The organism is Cupriavidus sp. MEYA8, assembly GCF_059278825.1.
Map to the genome: position 1 here is coordinate 3,366,639 of NZ_CM181221.1, position 21,284 is coordinate 3,387,922.

A 21,284-nucleotide genomic window follows, 5' to 3' on the forward strand; every position below is an offset into this window, starting at 1 on the left:
GTTATTCTCCACTCTTCCCATCTGCGCCAGGCGCAGCGCGACGACCGGCACCGGCACCGCCACGGCGGTTGCCACCCGGACGGCCTTCGCCTTCACGGCGGCGGCCTTCCGGACGACCCGGGCGACGACGACGGTCGTCTTGCGGCTCTTCCACCACCGGCGCTTCATTGCGGCCGAGGTGATCACCCTTGTAGACCCACACCTTGACACCGATGATGCCGTAGGTGGTTTCTGCTTCGGAGAAGCCGTAGTCGATGTCGGCGCGCAGGGTGTGCAGGGGCACACGGCCTTCGCGGTACCACTCGGTACGTGCGATTTCGATACCGTTCAGACGGCCGGCGCTCATGATCTTGATGCCCTGGGCACCCAGGCGCATCGCGTTCTGCATGGCGCGCTTCATGGCGCGGCGGAACATGATGCGGCGCTCGAGCTGCTGGGTGATCGAGTCGGCGATCAGCTGAGCATCGGTTTCCGGCTTGCGGATTTCCTCGATGTTCACGTGCACGGGCACGCCCATGCGACGCTGCAGTTCGGCCTTCAGCAGTTCGATGTCCTCACCCTTCTTGCCGATCACCACGCCCGGACGCGAGCTGTAAATGGTGATGCGGGCATTGCGGGCGGGGCGCTCGATGACGACGCGGCCAACCGATGCGTTCTTCAGCTTCTTCTTCAGGAAGTCGCGAACTTCGATGTCTTCCTTCAGCATGCCGGCGAACTTCGTGTTGCTGGCGTACCAGCGCGAAGCCCAGTTACGGCTGACAGCCAGACGGAAGCCAGTCGGATGAATCTTCTGTCCCATCGTGACTCCTTAGTTGCCGAGCGTCACAGTGATGTGACAGGTTTGTTTCTCGATGCGGTTGCCGCGGCCCTTCGCCCGTGCGGTGAAGCGCTTGAGCGAGGTCGCCTTGTCGACGTAGATCGATTTGACCTTGAGTTCGTCGATGTCGGCGCCTTCGTTGTGCTCAGCGTTGGCGATGGCCGATTCGACCACCTTCTTCACAATCCCGGCAGCCTTTTTCGGGCTGAACGTCAGGACATTGAGCGCGCGCTCGATCGGCAGACCACGGATCTGGTCAGCGACCAGGCGCGTCTTCTGGGCGGAGATGCGGGCACCGCGATGAATCGCTTTCACTTCCATGATGGCACCTTACCTCTTCGCTTTCTTGTCAGCCGCGTGGCCCTTGAACGTGCGGGTGATCGCAAATTCGCCGAGCTTGTGGCCAACCATGTTTTCCGTCACGTACACCGGCACGTGTTGACGGCCGTTGTGCACGGCGATCGTCAGGCCAATGAACTCCGGCAGAATGGTCGAGCGGCGCGACCAAGTCTTGATGGGCTTCTTGTCCTTGCCGCTGACTGCAACTTCCACCTTCTTCAGCAGGTGGGCGTCGCAGAACGGACCCTTTTTAGCGGAACGAGTCATATCTTTAGCTCCTACCTACCGATTAACGCTTGTGGCGCTTCTGGACGATCATGCTGTCCGTGCGCTTGTTGCTGCGGGTGCGGTAGCCCTTGGTCGGGGTACCCCACGGCGACACCGGATCGCGGCCAGCAGCGGTCTTGCCCTCGCCACCACCGTGCGGGTGGTCGACCGGGTTCATCACAACGCCGCGGACCGTCGGGCGGATACCGCGCCAACGGGTCGCACCGGCCTTGCCGATGACGCGCAGGCTGTGCTCTTCGTTGCCAACTTCACCGACGGTGGCGCGGCACTCGATGTGCACGCGGCGCACTTCGCCGGAGCGCAGGCGAACCTGGGCGTACAGGCCTTCACGGGCCAGCAGCACGGCGGAGCCGCCTGCAGCGCGGGCGATCTGGGCGCCCTTGCCCGGCAGCATTTCCACGTTGTTGATCGTGGTACCGACCGGAATGTTGCGGATCGGCAGGTTGTTACCAGCCTTGATCGGCGCTTCCGAGCCATTCAGCAGCGATTGGCCGGCAACCATGCCCTTGGTGGCGATGATGTAGCGGCGCTCGCCGTCGGCGAACACGACCAGCGCGATGTTGGCGCTGCGGTTCGGATCGTATTCCAGGCGCTCGACCTTGGCGGGGATGCCGTCCTTGTCGTTGCGCTTGAAGTCGACCACGCGGTAGTGGTGCTTATGACCACCGCCCTTGTGGCGGGTGGTGATATGACCATTGTTGTTACGACCCGACTTCTGGAATTGCTTTTCCAGCAGCGGAGCGTGCGGGGCGCCCTTGTGAAGGTCCTTGTTGACGACCTTCACCATCGAGCGACGACCCGGGGAAGTCGGCTTGGTCTTGACGAGTGCCATGATTACTTGGCCTCCGCTTCAAAATTGATTTCCTGACCCGGCTTCAGCGACACGTAAGCTTTCTTCACGTGGTTGCGACGGCCCATGAAACGGCCGAAGCGCTTCTGCTTGCCCTTCTGGTTCAGGATCTGAACGGACTGCACCTCGACCTTGAACAGCAGTTCGACGGCGGCCTTCACTTCTGCCTTGTTGGCATCGCGGGCCACTTCGAACACGACTTGTTCATTCTTGTCGGCGACCAGGGTTGCCTTTTCGGAAACCACCGGCGCGAGCAGCACCTGCATCAAACGATGATCGTTCTTGGCTACTTGCGTCATTTCAGCAACTCCTCGATCTGCGCGACGGCTGCCTTGGTCACCAGCACCTTCTTGTAGTGCACGAGCGACAGCGGATCAGCCTGGCGCGGCTCGACAACTGCCACGTGCGGCAGGTTGCGCGAAGCCAGGTAGAGGTTTTCGTCGAGGCTGTCGGTGATGATCAGCACCGAGTCCAGGCCCATGGCCTTGAACTTGTCGGCCAAGAGCTTGGTCTTGGGCGCTTCGACGGTGAAACCGTCCACCACATTGATACGACCTTCACGTGCGAGCTGCGAGTAAATCGAGCGCATGCCGGCACGGAACATCTTCTTGTTGACCTTCTGGCTGAAGTTCTCTTCCGGCGAATTCGGGAAGATACGGCCGCCCCCGCGCCACAGCGGCGAGGAAGACATACCGGCACGAGCACGGCCCGTACCCTTCTGGCGCCACGGCTTCTTGGTCGTGTGCTTGACCTCTTCACGATCCTTCTGCTTGCGGTTACCGCTGCGCGCGTTGGCCTGGTAAGCGACGACGATCTGGTGAACGAGGGCTTCGTTGTAGTCACGGCCGAACACTTCGGGCGAAGCGGCAACGCCCGCGCCGATCTGGCCATTGTCCTGGAGGAGCTTGAGTTCCATTACATGCGCTCCTTAAGCTTTGGCTTTGGCCTTGACGGCCGGGGTAACGATGACCTTGCCGTTCTTGGAGCCAGGGATGGCGCCCTTGACCAGCAGCAGCTTGCGCTCTGCGTCGATCTTGGCGATCTCCAGGTTCTGCACGGTGCGGGTGACATCGCCCAGGTGACCGGTCATGCGCTTGCCCGGGAACACGCGGCCCGGATCCTGCGCCATACCGATCGAGCCCGGCACGTTGTGCGAGCGCGAGTTACCGTGGGTGGCACGGCCGGAGGCGAAGTGATAGCGCTTGATGGTACCGGCGTAGCCCTTACCGATGGTCACGCCCTGCACGTCGATCTTCTGACCGACTTCGAACAGGTCGACCGACAGCGAACCGCCAGCTTGCAGTTCGGCAGCCTTGGCTGCATCGATACGGAATTCGCGGATGATTTCGCCGGCTTCCACGCCGGCTTTGGCGAGGTGACCCGCCAGCGGCTTGGTGACGCGGCTTGCGCGTCGTGCGCCGAAGGTGACTTGAACCGCGGTATAACCGTCGGTCTCGTCCGTCTTGATTTGCGTCACGCGGTTGTCGCCGACCTCGACCACGGTCACGGGAATCGCTTCACCGTCGTCCGTGAAAATACGGGTCATGCCAACCTTGCGACCTACAAGGCCAAGGCTCATGGTTTGCTCCATTCCCAGCTGCGATTGGCCGGGGCTGATTGATACACGAAAACTGTGTTTGCGCTTGTGCGCGGATGGGCTGCGCTAAAGAGGACTGCGCCTGGCCAAAACGGCCAACCCACTACCCGGAGACACGGGTAGCCTTACACTATAACCCTTCCCCGAGGAAAGGGCAATAAGCAATTGTGATTTGCCGATGGGTGTTGTAGGCAGGATTCAAGCAGATGTGCACAAAAGCTGGCACGAAGGCGGCGCGGCGGGCAGCAGACGCCGCTCGCCGGCATGCGGCTCAGGCGGCGACGCGCACGAAGCCGCCACTATAGAAGACCAGCGGCTCGCCCTCTTCCGCCGAGATGGACTCCACCGCGCCGACGATCAGCAGGTGATCGCCCACGGGATCGGCACGCTCGACGCGGCACGCGAGCGTGGCGAGCGCCTCGTCAAGGTAAGGCACGCCCTGGGCGCAGCGCGTATGGCGCACGCCGGCGAACTTGTCTACAGCCGGCGTCGCGAAGCGGCGCGCCAGGTCGCCGTGCCCGGCGCGCAGGATGCTGACACCGAACGGCCGGCCTGGCTCGAACAACCCGGCGTTGGGCGAGTGCGACGCCAGGCTCCACAGGATCAGCGGCGGCGCCAGCGACAGCGACGCGAACGAGTTGACGGTGATGCCGACCGGCCGCAGCTGCGCGGTACAGGCACCGATGACCGCCACGCCGGTCGCGTAGCGGCCGCAAACCCGCCGCAACTCGCGCGGATCGAGCAGGGGCGCGGCATGATTGGTGGTGTCCATGTCAGGCAGCCTGCGGCAGGTGGTGGTCGATCAGCTGGTGGCAAGCCTGCTCGTCCATCCACCACGGGAAATAGTCCGGTGGATTGTCGAAGCCGTTGGCGATGCGCGCCGCCAGCGCGGGCGCCTGCCCTGCCACGCCCAGCAGCGCCAGGATATGCGGCGGCGGCGGGGTCAGCAGCGAGTTGGTCCAGGCCACGACATCGCCGGCGTATTGCCAGTAGCGGGCGAAGGTCTGCTCCATCCAGTCACGGTCGAACGGCCGCTCGCCATGGGCGAGGATGGCGTCGAGGTAGACCTTGCAGCATTTGGCGGCATTGTTGGAACCCTGCCCGGTGATCGGGTCGTTGACCACCACGGCATCGGCCATGCCGAATACCAGCCGGCCCGAAGGCAGCGTCAGCACCGGCTTGCGCACCGTCGGCGCGAAGCGGCCCGACAGGATGCCGTTGTCGTCGGTCAGCGCCACCCGCTCGCAGCGCTCGGCCTCCCACGGCGCATAGGTGCGCAGGATGCGCAGGCTCTCTGCGAGGTGCTGGTCGGGCGTGCGTGCCTCGGCCCAGCGATCCATCGGGCCGCCGGGGATGCCCTCGAACACCATGATCTCGCACGGCCCCGACAGCGTCAGCGCGGGGAAGACGAAGTATTCGCCGACACCCGGGATCAGGTTGAAGCAAACCCGCGAGAACGGCTCGCGCGGTACCATGCCGGTGACATAGGTCAGCGCCAGCGCGCGTTGCGGCTTGTCGAACGGGCTGCGCTGCGCGTCGCGCTCGAAGCGGCTGACGATCTCGCCCTTGCCGGCGGCCAGCAGCACCAGGTCGTGCTCGCCGGTCAGCGCTTCCAGTTCGTCCACGCCAACATCGACGATGCGCAGGTCGCCGCCGCGCGCGGCGAAGGCTTCCATCCACGCCGGCATCTTCAGCCGCTGGTCGACCGCCTGTGCCGGCCGGTCCAGCGGCGCGGCCCAATCGATGGCTTTCGCGCCGGGTAGTTCGGGATGCGGCACGGCCAGGCCGATGCCTTCGACCGGCGGGCAGTTGTCGTCCCACCAGTTGAGGCCGAGGTCGCGCTCGGTCTGCAAGGCGCGGTCGAACATGCACTGGCTCGACATGACCTTGCCGGTGCGGACTTGCTCCGGCGTGCGATTGGACAGCAGCGTGACCTGGTAGCCGGCCGCCTGCAGCCCGAGGGCCATTTGCAGGCCGGATTGCCCGGCCCCTACGATGGCGATGCGTTGGCGCATGATGTGGTCTCCTGATTGGATGGGGATGGCGTGTGCGGCGATGGCGTCAGCCGGCCAGCTTGCCGATTGCCGGGACGTTCTGCTCCGGGCCCATCGCACTGTAGCCACCGTCGACGGCGTAATCCGCGCCGGTGACGAAGCTGGCATGGTCAGAGCACAGGAACAGCACCACCTGCGCGACCTCGTCGGGCTCGCCCACGCGGCCCAGCAGGTGGAATGGCGCGGCGACGGCATCGGTACGGGCGCGGTTGCCGCCGCTGACCTCGTCCATCAGCCGGCACCAGGTCCAGCCCGGCGACACCGAATTCACGCGGATGCGGTCGGGCGCCAGATCCATCGCCATATTGCGCGTCAGCTGCGCGATGGCCGCCTTGGATACCGGATATAGCCAGCGCCCGGTCTGCGCGACATTGGCCGAGATGCTGGTGAAATTGACGATGGCGCCACCGCCGCGCGCGCGCATCAGCGGCGCCACCGCCTGCGCCAGCATCACGCCGGACACGACGTTGACGTCGAGCGCCGCCAGCCAGTCGGCACGGCTGGAGCGGAAGCCGTCGTCGAGATAGGTGCAGGCCAGGTTGACCAGGAAGTCCACGCCGCCGAAGCGCTGCGCGACCTGGCCCACGGCATCGCGGACCTGTTCGTCCTGCGTGATATCGGCCGCGATAAAAAGCGCGTCCTTGCCCAGCTCCGCGGCAACGCGCTCACCGTTGGCGGCGTCGATATCAAAGATCGCCACGCGCGCACCAGCCTCGACGAAGGCCCGCGCCACGCCAGCGCCGATCAGAGTGGCGCCGCCGGTGACGATGGCCACCTTGTCCTGCAATCCCTTCATGGTTGTCTCCTTGTTTGCCATCCGTGTCCGTGTTCCGGGCAGGCCTCTGCGGGCCCGCTCCGGATCGTTGTTGTGCTCGCTACTTGCGCTCGCTACTTACCCTCGCTCTCCTGCCAGCGCGCCATCAGCGTGTTCGACGGCAAGGTTTCATCCAGCAGCTTGCGCGCGGTCTCCACGCCCGCCACCGGCAGACCCGCCGGGTCGAGCTTGCCGATCTGCACCAGCACGCTGGCCTGGTCCCAGTAGATATGCTCGTGATAGAGCTTGTCGCCGCGGAACTTGACGATGGCGACCAGCGGGATCTCCACGCGCTTGCCGGTGGGCGGCACGCCCGGCAGCATCCAGTCGATCTCGCAGGTATGCGTGAAGCAGAACAGCAGTTCATCGACGATCTGCGTGGTGCCGATCGTTCGCGACAGCGGAATCAGCGTGGTATCCGGTGGATTGCTGTGGACAAAGTGGTTCTGGTAGAAGCGCCGCAGCTGCGCGTAGCCGACGCCGCCGGTCATGGTCGGGATATGGTTCACGTAGGGCTGCGGCACCATCGTCGCCATGGTGGCATCCACGTCGCGCGTGGCGAATTCATATTCGCAGTGCTTGTCCCACAGCGTGGAGAAATCGTAGTGCGGCCCCATCTCGCGGCGCAGCGCGGCAATCGCGCGCTGGTGCGCCATCAGCGCGGAGGGCTTGTCGAAATGCTCGCCGCCCACGCGCGCGAAGGCGTGGTCGACGCCCGGGTAGACATAGACCTCGATGTGGTCGCGCCCGGCCAGCGCTTCGCGGATCGCGGCCTGTGCCTTCGGCGGGCAGAAGCCGTCCTTCTCCGCGATATGCAGCACCAGGCGGCCGCGCACATTGGCGGCCTCGGCCAGCGCATGCTCGATGCCGACGCCATAGTAGGCCACTGCGCAAGCCACGTCCGGCAGCCGGCAAGCCGCCAGGTAGGCCAGCTTGCCGCCCAGGCAGAAGCCCAGCACGCCGGTCTGGCCGGCGCATTCCGGGCGGGCGCGCAGCGCGTCCAGGGCCGCGCCCACATCCTGCACGCCCCTGGCCTCGTCGAACTGCTGGTACAGGCCGAGCGCGCGCTGGAAGTCTTCGCCGCGATCAATCAGCTCGATGCCCGGGGCGATGCGCCAGAACAGGTCGGGCACCAGCACCGTGTAGCCCTCTTCGGCGTAGTAGTCGGCAACCTGGCGCATGGTGGCGTTGACGCCGAAAATCTCCTGGCACAGCACGATGCCCGGGCCCTTGCCTGCCGCCGGGACGGCGAGATAACCGCTGAAACTGCCTTCTGGGGTCTGGATCTGGATGGTCTGGCCCATGGCCTGCTCTCCTTGTCGTTTTCGCTTTACGGTACTCTGGTGGGCGGCTGCCGTGCTGGAATCCATCATGGTGGCTCCGCACCGCAGCAAACTAGCCGCTGGGCGCAGCGGCTATCCGATTAGTGCAGGAAACTGCCGACCCGGTCAACGCTGTGGCGCCGGCGGCACACGGCGGCCGGGGCCCATCCGCTATAGTGGATCGCGTGGGAAACCGTTTGCCGGGCGGACTTCGACCGCCGGCCCGGTCCCTGACCATGCGGCGCGCACGGCGCCAGGCCCAGCCTGCCCGGCAGCACCGCGGTCCACGCCAGAGGAGCGAGACAATGCAGCTGCCCCCCGCCGCCACGGCCGCCGGACCGTTGGCGCGCGCCCTGCTCGGCGACCCCGCGCGGTGCGTGTTTGCCTCGACCGACGTAGCCGAGACGCGCGCCGCCGTCGGCCGCGTGTTCAAGCCGCATCGGCTGGAAGTGCGTGGTACCCGGCTGCAGGCGCGCATGCACCATGCCCCGCTGGGCGCGGTGTCGTTCAACCGGTTGGCGTACGGCGCCGACGTCACCATCGATCCCGGTCCGCTGGGCGACTTCCTGCTGGTGCAGATGCCGCTGTCGGGCCAGGCCGATATCCGCTGTGGCGACCAGCACATCCTGTCCACGCCGGACAGCGCCTCGGTGCTGACGCCGGCCGACGCGCTCGCGATGCGCTGGAGCGCGGACAGCGACCAGCTGATCGTGCGCATCGAGCGCAGTGCGCTCGACCGGATCTGCGCCGCCCACCTGGGCCGGCGTCCCGAGCGCGCGCTGCGCTTTGCGCTCGGCATGGCGTGGCGCACCGGCGCCTGGTACGAGCTGATGCGCTACCTCGCCGCGATGCTCGAGACGGCCCCGGAATCGGCCCGGCATCCCCTCACCGCCTGCCAGCTCGAGCAACTGGTGATCGGTACGCTGCTGACCGCACAGCCGCACAGCCTGTCGGACGCGCTGCGCGAGCACGGCAAGCCGCTGGCGCCGCGCCATGTCAAGGTGGTGGAGGAGTACATTCATGCCAACGCTGATGCGGCGTTGAACCCGGCCTTGCTGGCGGAGGTGGCCGGCGTCAGTGTGCGCAGCCTGTTTGCCGGCTTTCGCGAGCATCGCGGTACTGGGCCGATGGCCTACCTGCGCACCGTGCGGCTTGAGCGGGTGCGGCACGACCTGCTGAACGATGCATCGGTGGCATCGGTCAGCGCCGCGGCATTGCGCTGGGGTTTTGCGCATCTGGGGCGCTTCAGCGCCGAATATCGGCGGGCATTCGGTGAATGTCCGGCGCAGACGCTGCGGCGGCGTGGGGCGGGTTGACGTCCGATCTGTACCGGCATACGTGCACCACGCGCTGAACGCAAGCCAACGCCCCTGGTAGAGGCTCCCCTCTCCCGCGAAGTGGGAGAGGGGAGCAAACAATCGGCGATTCAAACTTGTCAGCCAACAAAAACGGCGAACCCTGCGGTTCGCCGTTTTTGCTGCATCAGGCCACCAACGCGGCCCAAAGCATCTTTACACCTTGATCTCGACGTCCACGCCGGCCGGCAGGTCGAGCTTCATCAGCGCGTCAACCGTCTTGTCGGTCGGATCGACGATGTCCATCAGGCGCTGGTGAGTGCGGATCTCGAACTGATCGCGGCTGGTCTTGTTGACGTGCGGCGAACGCAGGATGTCGAAGCGCTGGATGCGGGTCGGCAGGGGCACCGGGCCCTTGACGATTGCGCCGGTACGCTTGGCGGTATCCACGATTTCGGCAGCCGACTGGTCGATCAGGCGATAGTCGAAAGCCTTCAGGCGGATACGGATCTTCTGGTTCTGCATGATATTTCCTTAAAAGAGCGATTGGGCAAGGTGCCCAGTTAAATGGGGACATGCCCGCAGGCATGTCCCAGGAAGTGCTTAGTCGAGGATCTTTGCCACGACGCCGGCGCCGACGGTACGGCCACCTTCGCGGATAGCGAAGCGCAGGCCTTCTTCCATGGCGATCGGGGCGATCAGCTTGACGGTGATCGACACGTTGTCACCCGGCATGACCATTTCCTTGTCCTTCGGCAGCTCGATCGAGCCGGTCACGTCGGTCGTACGGAAGTAGAACTGCGGGCGGTAGTTGTTGAAGAACGGGGTGTGACGGCCGCCTTCGTCCTTCGACAGGATGTACACCTCGCCGGTGAAGTGCGTGTGCGGCTTGATCGAACCCGGCTTGCACAGCACCTGGCCGCGCTCGACGTCTTCACGCTTGGTGCCGCGCAGCAGCAGACCGACGTTGTCGCCAGCCTGGCCCTGGTCCAGCAGCTTGCGGAACATTTCCACGCCGGTGCAGGTGGTCTTCACGGTCGGGCGGATACCGACGATTTCGATTTCTTCGCCGACCTTGATGATGCCGCGCTCGATACGGCCGGTCACCACGGTGCCGCGACCCGAGATCGAGAACACGTCTTCCACCGGCATCAGGAAGGTACCGTCAACGGCACGCTCCGGCGTCGGGATGTAGGTGTCCAGCGCGTCGGCCAGGCGCATGATGGCTTCTTCGCCCAGGTCGCCCTTGTCGCCTTCCAGGGCCAGCTTGGCCGAACCCTTGATGATCGGGGTGTCGTCGCCGGGGAACTCGTACTTGCTCAGCAGCTCGCGAACTTCCATCTCGACCAGCTCGAGCAGTTCAGCGTCGTCCACCATGTCGCACTTGTTCAGGAACACGATGATGTACGGCACGCCAACCTGACGGGCCAGCAGGATGTGCTCGCGCGTCTGCGGCATCGGGCCGTCAGCGGCCGAGCACACCAGGATCGCGCCGTCCATCTGGGCGGCACCCGTGATCATGTTCTTCACGTAGTCGGCGTGGCCCGGGCAGTCAACGTGCGCGTAGTGGCGGTTGGCCGTCTCGTACTCGACGTGGGCGGTATTGATGGTAATACCGCGTGCCTTCTCTTCCGGCGCTGCGTCGATTTCGTCGTACTTCTTGGCGGCACCGCCGAACTTGGCAGCCAGCACCGTGGCGATCGCTGCGGTCAGCGTGGTCTTGCCATGGTCAACGTGACCAATCGTACCAACGTTCACGTGCGGCTTGGTCCGCTCGAACTTTTCCTTTGCCATTTCTTAGCTCCTGATAGGAATGCAGTCTTGTTGTTTCATCGCGCCGCCGCACCGGCAGGCGCGGCGGCAAACTTCGAATTACTTGCCCTTGGCCGTCATCACGGCTTCGGCGATGTTCTTCGGTGCCTCAGCGTAGTGCTTGAATTCCATGGTGTACGTGGCGCGGCCTTGCGTGGCCGAGCGCAGCGACGTGGAATAACCAAACATTTCCGACAGCGGGACTTCGGCCTTGATGATCTTGCCGCCACCCACCATGTCGTCCATGCCCTGCACGATGCCGCGGCGGGACGACAGGTCGCCCATCACGGTACCCGTGTAGTCTTCCGGCGTTTCCACTTCCACGGCCATCATCGGCTCGAGCAGGACCGGGCTGGCCTTGCGCATGGCTTCCTTGAAAGCCATCGAGCCGGCCATGCGGAACGCGTTTTCGTTCGAGTCCACGTCGTGGTACGAACCGAACGTCAGCGTCACCTTCACGTCCACCACCGGGAAGCCAGCCAGGATACCGTTCGGCAGCGTGTCGACGATACCCTTCTCGACCGCCGGGATGTATTCACGAGGAATCACACCGCCCTTGATGGCGTCGATGAACTCGAAGCCCTTGCCCGGCTCTTGCGGTTCCAGCGTGATCACGGCGTGACCGTACTGGCCGCGGCCGCCCGACTGCTTGACGAACTTGCCCTCGACGCCTTCGGCCGTCTTGCGAATGGTTTCGCGGTAGGCCACCTGCGGCGCGCCGATGTTGGCTTCCACGCCGAATTCGCGCTTCATGCGGTCGACCAGAATTTCGAGGTGGAGCTCGCCCATGCCCGAAATGATGGTCTGGCCCGATTCTTCATCGGTACGCACGCGGAACGACGGATCTTCGGCGGCCAGGCGGTTCAGGGCGATGCCCATCTTTTCCTGGTCAGCCTTGGTCTTCGGCTCGACGGCCTGCGAGATCACCGGCTCCGGGAACACCATGCGCTCGAGCACGATCGGTGCAGCCGGATCGCACAGCGTGTCGCCCGTGGTGGCGTCCTTCAGACCCACTGCAGCGGCGATGTCGCCGGCCAGCACTTCCTTGATTTCTTCGCGCTGGTTGGCATGCATCTGCAGAATACGGCCGAGGCGTTCCTTCTTGCTCTTGACCGGGTTGTACACGGTGTCGCCCGAATTGATCTTGCCCGAGTAGACGCGGAAGAAGATCAGCTGGCCAACGAACGGGTCGGTCATGATCTTGAACGCCAGTGCCGAGAACTTTTCGTTGTCGTCAGCCTTGCGCTCGAGCTTCTTCTCGCTGTCGTCCTCGTCCGTGCCCGTAACCGGCGGAATGTCGACCGGCGACGGCAGGAAGTCGATCACGGCGTCGAGCATGCGCTGCACGCCCTTGTTCTTGAACGCGGTGCCGCACAGCATCGGCTGGATTTCGCAGGCGATGGTACGGTCACGCAGCGCCTTGACGATCTCGGCGCGGGTCAGCTCTTCGCCGCCCAGGTACTTTTCCATCAGCTCTTCGCTGGCTTCGGCGGCGGATTCGACCATCTTCTCGCGCCATTCGTCAGCGGTGGCTTGCAGCTCGGCCGGGATGTCCTGGTATTCGAACTTCACGCCCTGGCTGGCTTCGTCCCAAACGATCGCCTTCATTTCCAGCAGATCGACGACGCCCTGGAAGCCGTCTTCAGCGCCGATCGGTACCACGACGGGCACCGGGTTGGCCTTCAGGCGGGTCTTCAGCTGGTCGTAGACCTTGAAGAAGTTCGCGCCGGTACGGTCCATCTTGTTGACGAACGCCAGACGCGGCACCTTGTACTTGTTGGCCTGACGCCAGACGGTTTCCGACTGCGGCTGCACGCCACCCACTGCGCAGTAGACCATGCAGGCGCCGTCCAGCACGCGCATGGAACGCTCCACCTCGATGGTGAAGTCCACGTGGCCCGGGGTGTCGATGATGTTGAAGCGGTGCTCGGGGTAGTTGCCGCCCATGCCCTTCCAGAAGGCGGTGGTCGCAGCAGACGTGATGGTGATGCCGCGCTCCTGCTCCTGCTCCATCCAGTCCATGGTGGCCGCGCCATCATGCACTTCACCGATCTTGTGGTTCACACCGGTGTAGAACAGGATCCGCTCGGTCGTGGTGGTTTTACCCGCGTCAATGTGAGCCGAAATACCGATGTTACGGTAGCGCTCAATAGGAGTCTTACGAGCCACTTTAATCCTCTATTCGTCCATGAGGCGCAGAGATCTCATGACCTGCGCCCTTAACACAAACGGGCGAGATGTGTGAAAACACAGCCCGCCCGGCAACCAACAGTGTTTTCGCGCGCTTTAGAAGCGGAAGTGCGAGAACGCCTTGTTGGCTTCGGCCATGCGGTGCACTTCGTCGCGCTTCTTCATCGCGCCGCCACGGCCTTCCGATGCTTCCAGCAGCTCACCTGCCAGGCGCAGCGCCATCGACTTCTCGCTGCGTTTCTTCGCGGCCTCGCGCAGCCAACGCATCGCCAATGCCAGACGACGCGACGGACGGACTTCGACCGGAACCTGATAGTTGGCGCCGCCCACGCGACGGCTCTTCACTTCCACCACCGGCTTCACGTTGTTGATGGCAACGGAGAACACTTCGATGGGGGCCTTGCCTGCCTTCTTTTCGATCTGGTCGAACGCGCCATAGACGATACGTTCGGCAACCGACTTCTTGCCGTCCAGCATCAGCACGTTCATAAACTTGGCAACTTCAACGTTGCCGAACTTCGGATCAGGCAGAACATCCCGCTTGGGGACTTCACGACGACGTGGCATCTTCTTTCCTTTAGATTCAGTTGAGAGCGCGGTCAGTTGTTTCCGCTCTCCGGCCACCAACTAGCTTGCATGCAATAGACAGCAAATTCGCCGGGTGACCACTTACTCGACGGCACGGTTGCCAAAAAGGCGCTCCGTTGTACCGCCGCCTGGTGACAGCACCATGACTTGCGCCACAGGCTATCGGTTGTTGCTGCTGTGGGTCTTTCGGACCCAGGCACCCTAAGCTTAGGCCGCCTTCGGACGCTTCGCGCCGTACTTCGAACGGGCCTGCTTGCGGTCCTTCACGCCTTGCAGGTCCAGCGAGCCACGGACGATGTGGTAACGCACACCCGGCAGATCCTTCACACGGCCGCCGCGGATCAGCACGACCGAGTGTTCCTGCAGGTTGTGGCCTTCACCGCCGATGTACGAAATGACTTCGAAACCGTTGGTCAGGCGCACCTTGGCGACCTTACGCAGTGCCGAGTTCGGCTTCTTCGGCGTCGTGGTGTACACGCGGGTGCACACACCACGGCGCTGGGGGCAGTTCTCAAGCGCCGGGCTCTTGCTCTTGACGACTTCAGAGACGCGCGGCTTGCGAACCAGTTGGTTGATAGTTGGCATTGTTCAATCCAGCTTGGTTTTACGAAAAACGCCCCTCGCACCGGCATGAACCAGGATGGAGAGGCAACTACAAGTTTTTGGGCGGGAGAGATGAGCGGACGCGCTCTGGAGACGGGACTGTGCGGTAACAGCATGCCAAAGAGCGCGAGCCGGCATCCGGATCCCGCATCTGCCGCCACCGGTCCATCAAAACCGGTCCGGAAGGCTTGCCGGCAGCGGCATGAAAGCCACATATCCGACGGGCGAGCGAAATCCAAAGCCAAAAACTCGAATCTGGCACTCTAGCAGGGGAATCGTATACCGTCAAGCCGTATACCCGGCTGACAAGCAGCGCCGGCTAGACCCCGCGCAGGGTGTCGAGGATGCCCTGCCCGTAGCGCTCCAGCTTGGATGCACCAATCCCGGGAATGCCCTGCATCGCCGACAGCGAGTCCGGCGCCGTGCGCGCCAGTTCGGCCAGCGTGGCGTCGTGGAAAATCACGTAGGCCGGCACGCCGTGCTCGCGCGCGGCCTCGGTGCGCCAGCGGCGCAGCGCCTCCCAGTTGGCCAGCGTATCGGCGTCCATGTCCGCGGTATGGTCGATGCGGTTGCCGCGCGCCGCGCGCTCGCCGGACTTGGCCGGCTTGGCAGCCTGGCGTCGCAGGATGATCTGGCGCTCGCCCCTGAGCACCTCGCGCGCGCGTTCGCCCAGCAGCAGCGCGCCGTGACCGCCATGGTCGATCATCAGCAGACCCTGGGCGATCAGCTGGCGGAAGACCGTGTGCCATTCATGCACCGATCGGTCCTTGCCGATGCCGAAGGTCGATACCTTGTCATGGCCCCACTGCTTGATCTTTTCCGAGGCATTGCCGCGCAGCACGTCGACCAGGTGGGTCGCACCAAAGTGGATGCGGCTTGCCTGCGCGGTGCGGTACACGCAAGACAGCGCCATCTGCGCCTCGCGCGTGCCATCCCAGGTGGCCGGCGGCTCCAGGCAGGTGTCGCAGTTGCCACAGGGCTCGCTGGCTTCGTCGAAGTACGCGAGGATGCGCTGGCGCCGGCAGCCGGCGGTTTCGCACAAACCCAGCAGCGCATCGAGCTTGGCCGACGACACGCGCTTGAACGCCTCGTCCGCCTCCGACTCGTCGATCATGCGCTTCTGCTGCACCACGTCGCCCAGGCCGTAGGCCATCCAGGCATTGGCGGGCAATCCGTCGCGCCCGGCGCGTCCCGTCTCCTGGTAGTAGCCTTCCATGCTCTTGGGCAGGTCAAGGTGAGCGACGAAGCGGACGTCCGGCTTGTCGATCCCCATGCCGAAGGCAATGGTGGCCACCATCACCAGCCCTTCTTCTTCGCGGAAGCGTGCCTGGTGGCGCTGGCGCGTGCCGGGGTCCATGCCGGCATGGTAAGGCAGCGCGTTGATGCCCTGCCCTTCCAGCCACGCCGCGGTGTCTTCCACCTTCTTGCGTGACAGGCAGTAGACGATGCCGCTGTCATGTGTGCCGTCGGCGGCGGTGTGCTCGGCCTTGATAAAGGCCAGCAACTGCTGGCGCGCATTGTCCTTCTCGACGATGCGGTAGCGGATATTCGGCCGGTCGAAGCTGGAGATGAAAACGCGGGCGTCGTCCAGCGCCAGCCGCTCGATGATCTCGTTGCGCGTCAGCGCGTCGGCGGTCGCGGTCAGCGCGATGCGCGGCACGTACGGGAAGCGTTCGTGCAGCACCGACAGCTGGATGTACTCCGGCCGGAAATCGTGGCCCCACTGCGATACGCAATGCGCCTCGTCGATGGCGAACAGCCCGACGCGGGTACGCTCGAGCAGGTCGAGGAAGCGCGGCGTCATCAGCCGCTCGGGTGCGACGTAGAGGATCTCCACCCTGCCGGCGAGCAGGTCGCGCTCGACGGCGGACGCTTCCGAACCGGTCAGCGTCGAATTCAGTACCGCGGCGCGCACGCCGGCTTCGGTCAGCGCCGCGACCTGGTCCTGCATCAGCGCGATCAGCGGCGATACCACGATGCCGACGCCCTGCCCTGAGCGCTGGCGCAGCAGTGCCGGAATCTGGTAGCACAGCGACTTGCCGCCGCCGGTCGGCATCAGCACCAGGCTGTCGCCGCCTTCGGCAACGTGGTCGATGATCTCGGCCTGGCGCCCGCGGAAGGCGTGGTAGCCGAAGACATCCTTGAGGATCGCCAGTGCTTGCGACATGGACTGCGGAATTGCTGAAGCCGGAAAAGCCGTAACCTTACCACTAAGGGACCCGGCTACCGCGCCTCGCGGGCAAACTCTCCGACGATTCTCACGAAAGGTCACGCCACGCGCGGATAAAAAAAAGCCCGGCTGGATCAGCCGGGCTTTTTGACCGCCTTGCGGCGGGCATTCACTACTGCGAGATCAGGCGTTGTCGCCTTCACCCTCGGTCGTCGCCTGCACCACCGGCGGCGGCTCGATGAAGAGCGACTGCTCTTCTTCGGCGATCGCCTGGGCGCGTTCGCGCTCGGAGGCCTCGCGCGCCTTGCGGGCACGGTGGTAGGCCAGGCCGGTACCGGCCGGGATCAGACGACCCACGATCACGTTTTCCTTCAGACCACGCAGGTCATCGGTCTTGCCCATGATCGCGGCTTCGGTCAGCACGCGCGTGGTTTCCTGGAACGATGCCGCCGAGATGAAGCTGTCGGTCGACAGCGACGCCTTGGTAATACCCAGCAGCAGGTTCTCGTAGGTTGCCGGACGCTTGCCTTCGGCGATCACGCGGTCGTTCTCGTCGAGCAGTTCCGAGCGCTCCACCTGTTCACCCGGGATGAACTTGGTGTCGCCCACATCGGCGATCTGCACACGACGCAGCATCTGGCGAACGATCACCTCGATGTGCTTGTCGTTGATCTTCACGCCCTGCAGACGGTACACGTCCTGCACTTCGTCCACGATGTAGTGCGCCAGCTCTTCGATGCCCTTCAGGCGCAGGATGTCGTGCGGGTCCGCCGGACCTTCCACGATCATTTCGCCCTTGTTCACCACCTGGCCGTCGTGCACCAGCACCTGCTTTTCCTTAGCGATCAGGAACTCGTGGGCATTGCCGTCCAGGTCAGTGATGACCAGGCGCTGCTTGCCCTTGGTGTCCTTGCCGAACGAGGTCGTGCCCGTGACTTCCGCCAGCACGGCGGCGTCCTTCGGCGAACGCGCTTCGAACAGCTCGGCCACACGCGGCAGACCACCGGTAATGTCGCGGGTCTTCTGCGATTCGGTCGGGATACGTGCGAGCACTTCACCCACGTGCACCTGCTGGCCGTCCTTCACGGTAATCAGCGCGCCGACCTGGAAGCCGATGGTCACGGAGTGGTCCGTGCCCGGGATCTTCACTTCCTGGCCGTTGGCGTCGAGCAGCTTCACCTGCGGGCGGATGCCCTTGGTTGCAGCCGTGCGGCGCTTGGCGTCGATCACCACCAGGGTCGACAGGCCGGTCACTTCGTCCATCTGCTTGGCGACGGTCACGCCTTCTTCGACGTTCTCGAACTTCGTCGTACCGGTGTATTCCGAGACGATCGGGCGAGTCAGTGCATCCCACGTGGCCAGCTGCGTGCCAGCCTTGATGGCCTGGCCGTCCTGCACCAGCAGCGTGGCGCCGTACGGGATCTTGTGGCGCTCGCGCTCGCGGCCGTGGTCGTCGGTGATCAGCGCCTCGCCCGAACGCGAGATGACGATCAGTTCGCCCTTCGCATTGGTGACGTAGCGCATGGTCGCCGTGAAACGCACGGTACCGGTTGCCTTCGCTTCCACGCTCGATGCCACCGCCGCACGCGATGCCGCACCACCGATGTGGAACGTACGCATGGTCAGCTGGGTGCCCGGCTCACCGATCGACTGGGCGGCAATCACGCCAACCGCTTCGCCGGAGTTCACCATCACGCCGCGGCCGAGGTCGCGGCCGTAGCACTTGGCGCACAGGCCGTAGCGCGTGTCGCACGACAGCGGGGTGCGGACCTTGACTTCGTCCACGCCGATGTTGTCGATCAGCTCGACCAGGTCTTCGTCCAGCAGCGTGCCGGATTCGATCGCGGTTTCCTGGGTTTCCGGGTTCACCACGTCGGCCACGGTCACACGGCCGAGGATACGGTCGCGCAGGGCTTCGATCACTTCACCGCCTTCGACCAGGGCCTTCATGGCCACGCCGTTGGAGGTGCCGCAATCGTCTTCCACCACGACCAGATCCTGGGTCACGTCGACCAGACGACGGGTCAGGTAACCCGAGTTCGCGGTCTTCAGTGCCGTATCCGCCAGACCCTTACGGGCACCGTGGGTCGAGATGAAGTACTGCAGAACGTTCAGGCCTTCACGGAAGTTCGCCGTAATCGGCGTTTCAATGATCGAGCCATCCGGCTTGGCCATCAGGCCACGCATACCGGCCAGCTGGCGGATCTGCGCCGCGGAACCCCGTGCGCCCGAGTCGGCCATCATGTAGATGGAGTTGAACGACTCTTGCTTCACGGTCTTGCCATCGCGGTCGACCACGTCTTCGTGCTGGAGCTGCTCCATCATCGCCTTGCCCACCTGGTCGCCGGCGGCGCCCCAGATGTCCACGACGTTGTTGTAGCGTTCCTGGTCGGTCACCAGACCCGACATGTACTGCTTGTCGTATTCCTTCACCTTGGCCGAGGCCTCGGCGATGATCTTCTCCTTGGCGGGCGGCACCAGCATGTCGTCGATCGCGATCGAGATACCGGCGCGGGTTGCCAGGCGGAAGCCCGACTGCAGCAGCTTGTCGGCGAAGATCACGGTCTCGCGCAGGCCGCACTTGCGGAACGCCGTGTTGATCAGGCGCGAGATTTCCTTCTTCTTGAGCGGCTTGTTCAGCACCGAGAACGGCAGGCCCTTCGGCAGGATCTCGGACAGGATCGCGCGGCCGACCGTGGTGGCCTGCAGCGTGATCTTGGGTGCGAAACGGGCGTCGCCTTCGGCGTCCTTGTCGACAAGCTCATACTCGGTGATACGCACGTTCACGCGGGAAGCCAGCTCGACTTCCTTGTTCTCGTAGGCGCGGATCACTTCGCTGATGTCGGCAAAGGTCATGCCCTCGCCGCGGCCGTTGATCTTGTCGCGGGTCGTGTAGTACAGACCCAGCACCACGTCTTGCGACGGCACGATCGACGGGTCGCCGTTGGCCGGGAACAGCACGTTGTTGGAGGCCAGCATCAGGGTGCGGGCTTCCATCTGCGCTTCCAGCGACAGCGGGACGTGGACAGCCATCTGGTCACCGTCGAAGTCAGCGTTGAACGCCGCGCAGACCAGCGGGTGCAGCTGGATGGCCTTGCCTTCGATCAGCACCGGCTCGAACGCCTGGATACCCAGGCGGTGCAGCGTCGGCGCACGGTTCAGCATCACCGGGTGCTCGCGGATCACCTCTTCGAGGATGTCCCACACCACCGGGGTCTGGCTTTCGACTTCCTTCTTCGCCGCCTTGATGGTGGTGGCGATGCCCATCGTTTCCAGCTTGTGGAAGATGAAGGGCTTGAACAGCTCGAGCGCCATCAGCTTGGGCAGGCCGCACTGGTGCAGCTTGAGCGTCGGGCCCACCACGATGACCGAACGGCCCGAGTAGTCGACGCGCTTGCCCAGCAGGTTCTGACGGAAACGGCCGCCCTTGCCCTTGATCATTTCGGCCAGGGACTTCAGCGGACGCTTGTTGGCGCCGGTCATCGCCTTGCCGCGACGGCCGTTGTCCAGCAGCGAGTCAACCGCTTCCTGCAGCATGCGCTTTTCGTTGCGCACGATGATCTCAGGCGCCTTCAGCTCCAGCAGGCGCTTCAGGCGGTTGTTACGGTTGATGACGCGGCGATACAGGTCGTTCAGGTCCGAGGTCGCGAAGCGGCCGCCGTCCAGCGGCACCAGCGGACGCAGCTCGGGCGGCAGCACCGGCAGCACTTCGAGGATCATCCACTCGGGCTTGATGCCCGAACGCTGGAAGGCCTCGAGCACCTTCAGGCGCTTGGCGAATTTCTTGATCTTGGCTTCGGAACCGGTGGCCTGCAGCTCGGCGCGGATCTGTTCGATCTGCTTCTCGATGTCGATGCCGCGCAGCAGTTCACGGATGCCCTCGGCACCCATCATGGCGACGAACTCGCCCTCGCCGTACTCGTCGCACTTCGCCAGGTAGTCGTCTTCCGACATGATCTGGCTCTTCTTGAGCGGGGTCATGCCGGGCTCGAGCACCACGAATGCTTCGAAGTACAGTACGCGCTCGATGTCGCGCAGCGTCATGTCCAGGACCATGCCCAGGCGCGACGGCAGCGACTTCAGGAACCAGATGTGCGCGGTCGGCGCGGCCAGTTCGATGTGGCCCATGCGCTCGCGGCGCACCTTGGCCAGCGTCACTTCAACGCCGCACTTCTCGCAGATCACGCCGCGGTGCTTCAGGCGCTTGTACTTGCCGCACAGGCACTCGTAGTCCTTGATCGGGCCAAAGATCTTGGCGCAGAACAGGCCGTCGCGTTCCGGCTTGAACGTACGGTAGTTGATCGTTTCCGGCTTCTTCACTTCGCCGTACGACCACGAACGGATCTTCTCGGGCGAGGCCAGGCCGATCTTGATCGCGTCGAACTGCTCTTCCTGCTGTACCTGCTTAAAGAGATCGAGCAATGCTTTCATTGCAACTCCTTGTTTCGCCGCCGCTCCGGAGTCTGTCCGGTGCCGCGGCATTCAATCCTGTGGGAAATCCTGCGCTGGTGGGTGCCCGCCGTGGCTGGCACCCGCATCGTCTCG

The 21,284-nt window shown here is 64.3% G+C and carries 19 protein-coding genes; 1 reads left to right on the forward strand and 18 read right to left on the reverse strand.

Annotation, left to right across the window (positions count from 1 at the left end):
• Nucleotide 1 precedes the first annotated feature (1 nt).
• The 11 genes from rpsC to AC5WJ1_RS15800 form a co-directional block, all read right to left on the reverse strand.
• A complete protein-coding gene (gene rpsC, locus AC5WJ1_RS15750; protein ID WP_029047586.1) occupies nt 2–799 on the reverse strand; it encodes a 30S ribosomal protein S3 in 798 nt (265 codons plus the stop codon).
• Nucleotides 800–808: 9 nt separating this feature from the next.
• On the reverse strand, nt 809–1,138 hold the full coding sequence (rplV, locus tag AC5WJ1_RS15755; protein ID WP_003271370.1) for a 50S ribosomal protein L22: 330 nt from the start codon (nt 1,136–1,138) through the stop codon (nt 809–811).
• A 9-nt stretch (nt 1,139–1,147) separates the two neighbouring features.
• Entirely contained in the window at nt 1,148–1,423 is a 276-nt protein-coding gene (rpsS, locus tag AC5WJ1_RS15760; RefSeq protein WP_029047585.1) for a 30S ribosomal protein S19, read from the reverse strand.
• A 22-nt stretch (nt 1,424–1,445) separates the two neighbouring features.
• Nucleotides 1,446–2,276 carry a 50S ribosomal protein L2 gene (gene rplB / locus AC5WJ1_RS15765; protein WP_029047584.1) on the reverse strand — a complete coding sequence of 277 codons (831 nt, stop codon included), beginning with the start codon at nt 2,274–2,276 and terminating at the stop codon, nt 1,446–1,448.
• 2 nt (nt 2,277–2,278) lie between these two features.
• Entirely contained in the window at nt 2,279–2,593 is a 315-nt protein-coding gene (gene rplW, locus AC5WJ1_RS15770; RefSeq protein ID WP_006576245.1) for a 50S ribosomal protein L23, read from the reverse strand.
• Nucleotides 2,590–3,210 (reverse strand): 50S ribosomal protein L4, encoded by a 621-nt coding sequence (gene rplD, locus AC5WJ1_RS15775; protein ID WP_195431120.1) that lies wholly within the window; start codon nt 3,208–3,210, stop codon nt 2,590–2,592. The genes rplW and rplD overlap by 4 nt, the downstream gene beginning before the upstream one ends.
• Nucleotides 3,211–3,222: 12 nt before the next feature.
• Nucleotides 3,223–3,873, reverse strand: coding sequence for a 50S ribosomal protein L3 (gene rplC / locus AC5WJ1_RS15780; protein ID WP_010812397.1), 651 nt, complete (start codon nt 3,871–3,873; stop codon nt 3,223–3,225).
• Nucleotides 3,874–4,162: 289 nt separating this feature from the next.
• Complete coding sequence (locus AC5WJ1_RS15785; protein WP_133093427.1) at nt 4,163–4,663, reverse strand: flavin reductase family protein; 501 nt, start codon at nt 4,661–4,663, stop codon at nt 4,163–4,165.
• A 1-nt stretch (nt 4,664) separates the two neighbouring features.
• A complete protein-coding gene (locus tag AC5WJ1_RS15790; protein WP_195431123.1) occupies nt 4,665–5,906 on the reverse strand; it encodes a styrene monooxygenase/indole monooxygenase family protein in 1,242 nt (413 codons plus the stop codon).
• A 46-nt stretch (nt 5,907–5,952) separates the two neighbouring features.
• Entirely contained in the window at nt 5,953–6,741 is a 789-nt protein-coding gene (locus AC5WJ1_RS15795) for an SDR family oxidoreductase (RefSeq protein WP_133093425.1), read from the reverse strand.
• Nucleotides 6,742–6,833: 92 nt separating this feature from the next.
• Entirely contained in the window at nt 6,834–8,063 is a 1,230-nt protein-coding gene (locus tag AC5WJ1_RS15800) for a dienelactone hydrolase family protein (protein ID WP_133093424.1), read from the reverse strand.
• A 323-nt stretch (nt 8,064–8,386) separates the two neighbouring features.
• On the opposite strand from AC5WJ1_RS15800, the gene AC5WJ1_RS15805 reads away from it, so the two are divergent.
• The gene (locus AC5WJ1_RS15805) at nt 8,387–9,397 is read left to right on the forward strand and encodes an AraC family transcriptional regulator (RefSeq protein WP_133093423.1); all 1,011 of its coding nucleotides are present in this window, start codon (nt 8,387–8,389) and stop codon (nt 9,395–9,397) included.
• Nucleotides 9,398–9,592: 195 nt separating this feature from the next.
• On the opposite strand, the gene rpsJ is transcribed toward AC5WJ1_RS15805, so the two are convergent.
• From rpsJ to rpoC, 7 genes are all read right to left on the reverse strand, one after another.
• Nucleotides 9,593–9,901, reverse strand: a complete 309-nt coding sequence (gene rpsJ, locus AC5WJ1_RS15810; protein ID WP_006160488.1) for a 30S ribosomal protein S10 — start codon at nt 9,899–9,901, stop codon at nt 9,593–9,595.
• A 78-nt stretch (nt 9,902–9,979) separates the two neighbouring features.
• On the reverse strand, nt 9,980–11,170 hold the full coding sequence (gene tuf, locus AC5WJ1_RS15815) for an elongation factor Tu (protein ID WP_133098639.1): 1,191 nt from the start codon (nt 11,168–11,170) through the stop codon (nt 9,980–9,982).
• A gap of 78 nt (nt 11,171–11,248) precedes the next feature.
• Nucleotides 11,249–13,357 carry an elongation factor G gene (gene fusA / locus AC5WJ1_RS15820; RefSeq protein ID WP_029049804.1) on the reverse strand — a complete coding sequence of 703 codons (2,109 nt, stop codon included), beginning with the start codon at nt 13,355–13,357 and terminating at the stop codon, nt 11,249–11,251.
• A gap of 117 nt (nt 13,358–13,474) precedes the next feature.
• On the reverse strand, nt 13,475–13,945 hold the full coding sequence (gene rpsG / locus AC5WJ1_RS15825) for a 30S ribosomal protein S7 (protein ID WP_010810459.1): 471 nt from the start codon (nt 13,943–13,945) through the stop codon (nt 13,475–13,477).
• A 228-nt stretch (nt 13,946–14,173) separates the two neighbouring features.
• On the reverse strand, nt 14,174–14,551 hold the full coding sequence (gene rpsL, locus AC5WJ1_RS15830) for a 30S ribosomal protein S12 (RefSeq protein ID WP_010810460.1): 378 nt from the start codon (nt 14,549–14,551) through the stop codon (nt 14,174–14,176).
• Between the two features lie 337 nt (nt 14,552–14,888).
• A complete protein-coding gene (recQ, locus tag AC5WJ1_RS15835) occupies nt 14,889–16,736 on the reverse strand; it encodes a DNA helicase RecQ (RefSeq protein ID WP_135706077.1) in 1,848 nt (615 codons plus the stop codon).
• 186 nt (nt 16,737–16,922) lie between these two features.
• On the reverse strand, nt 16,923–21,170 hold the full coding sequence (gene rpoC, locus AC5WJ1_RS15840; RefSeq protein WP_135706078.1) for a DNA-directed RNA polymerase subunit beta': 4,248 nt from the start codon (nt 21,168–21,170) through the stop codon (nt 16,923–16,925).
• Nucleotides 21,171–21,284: the final 114 nt, after the last annotated feature.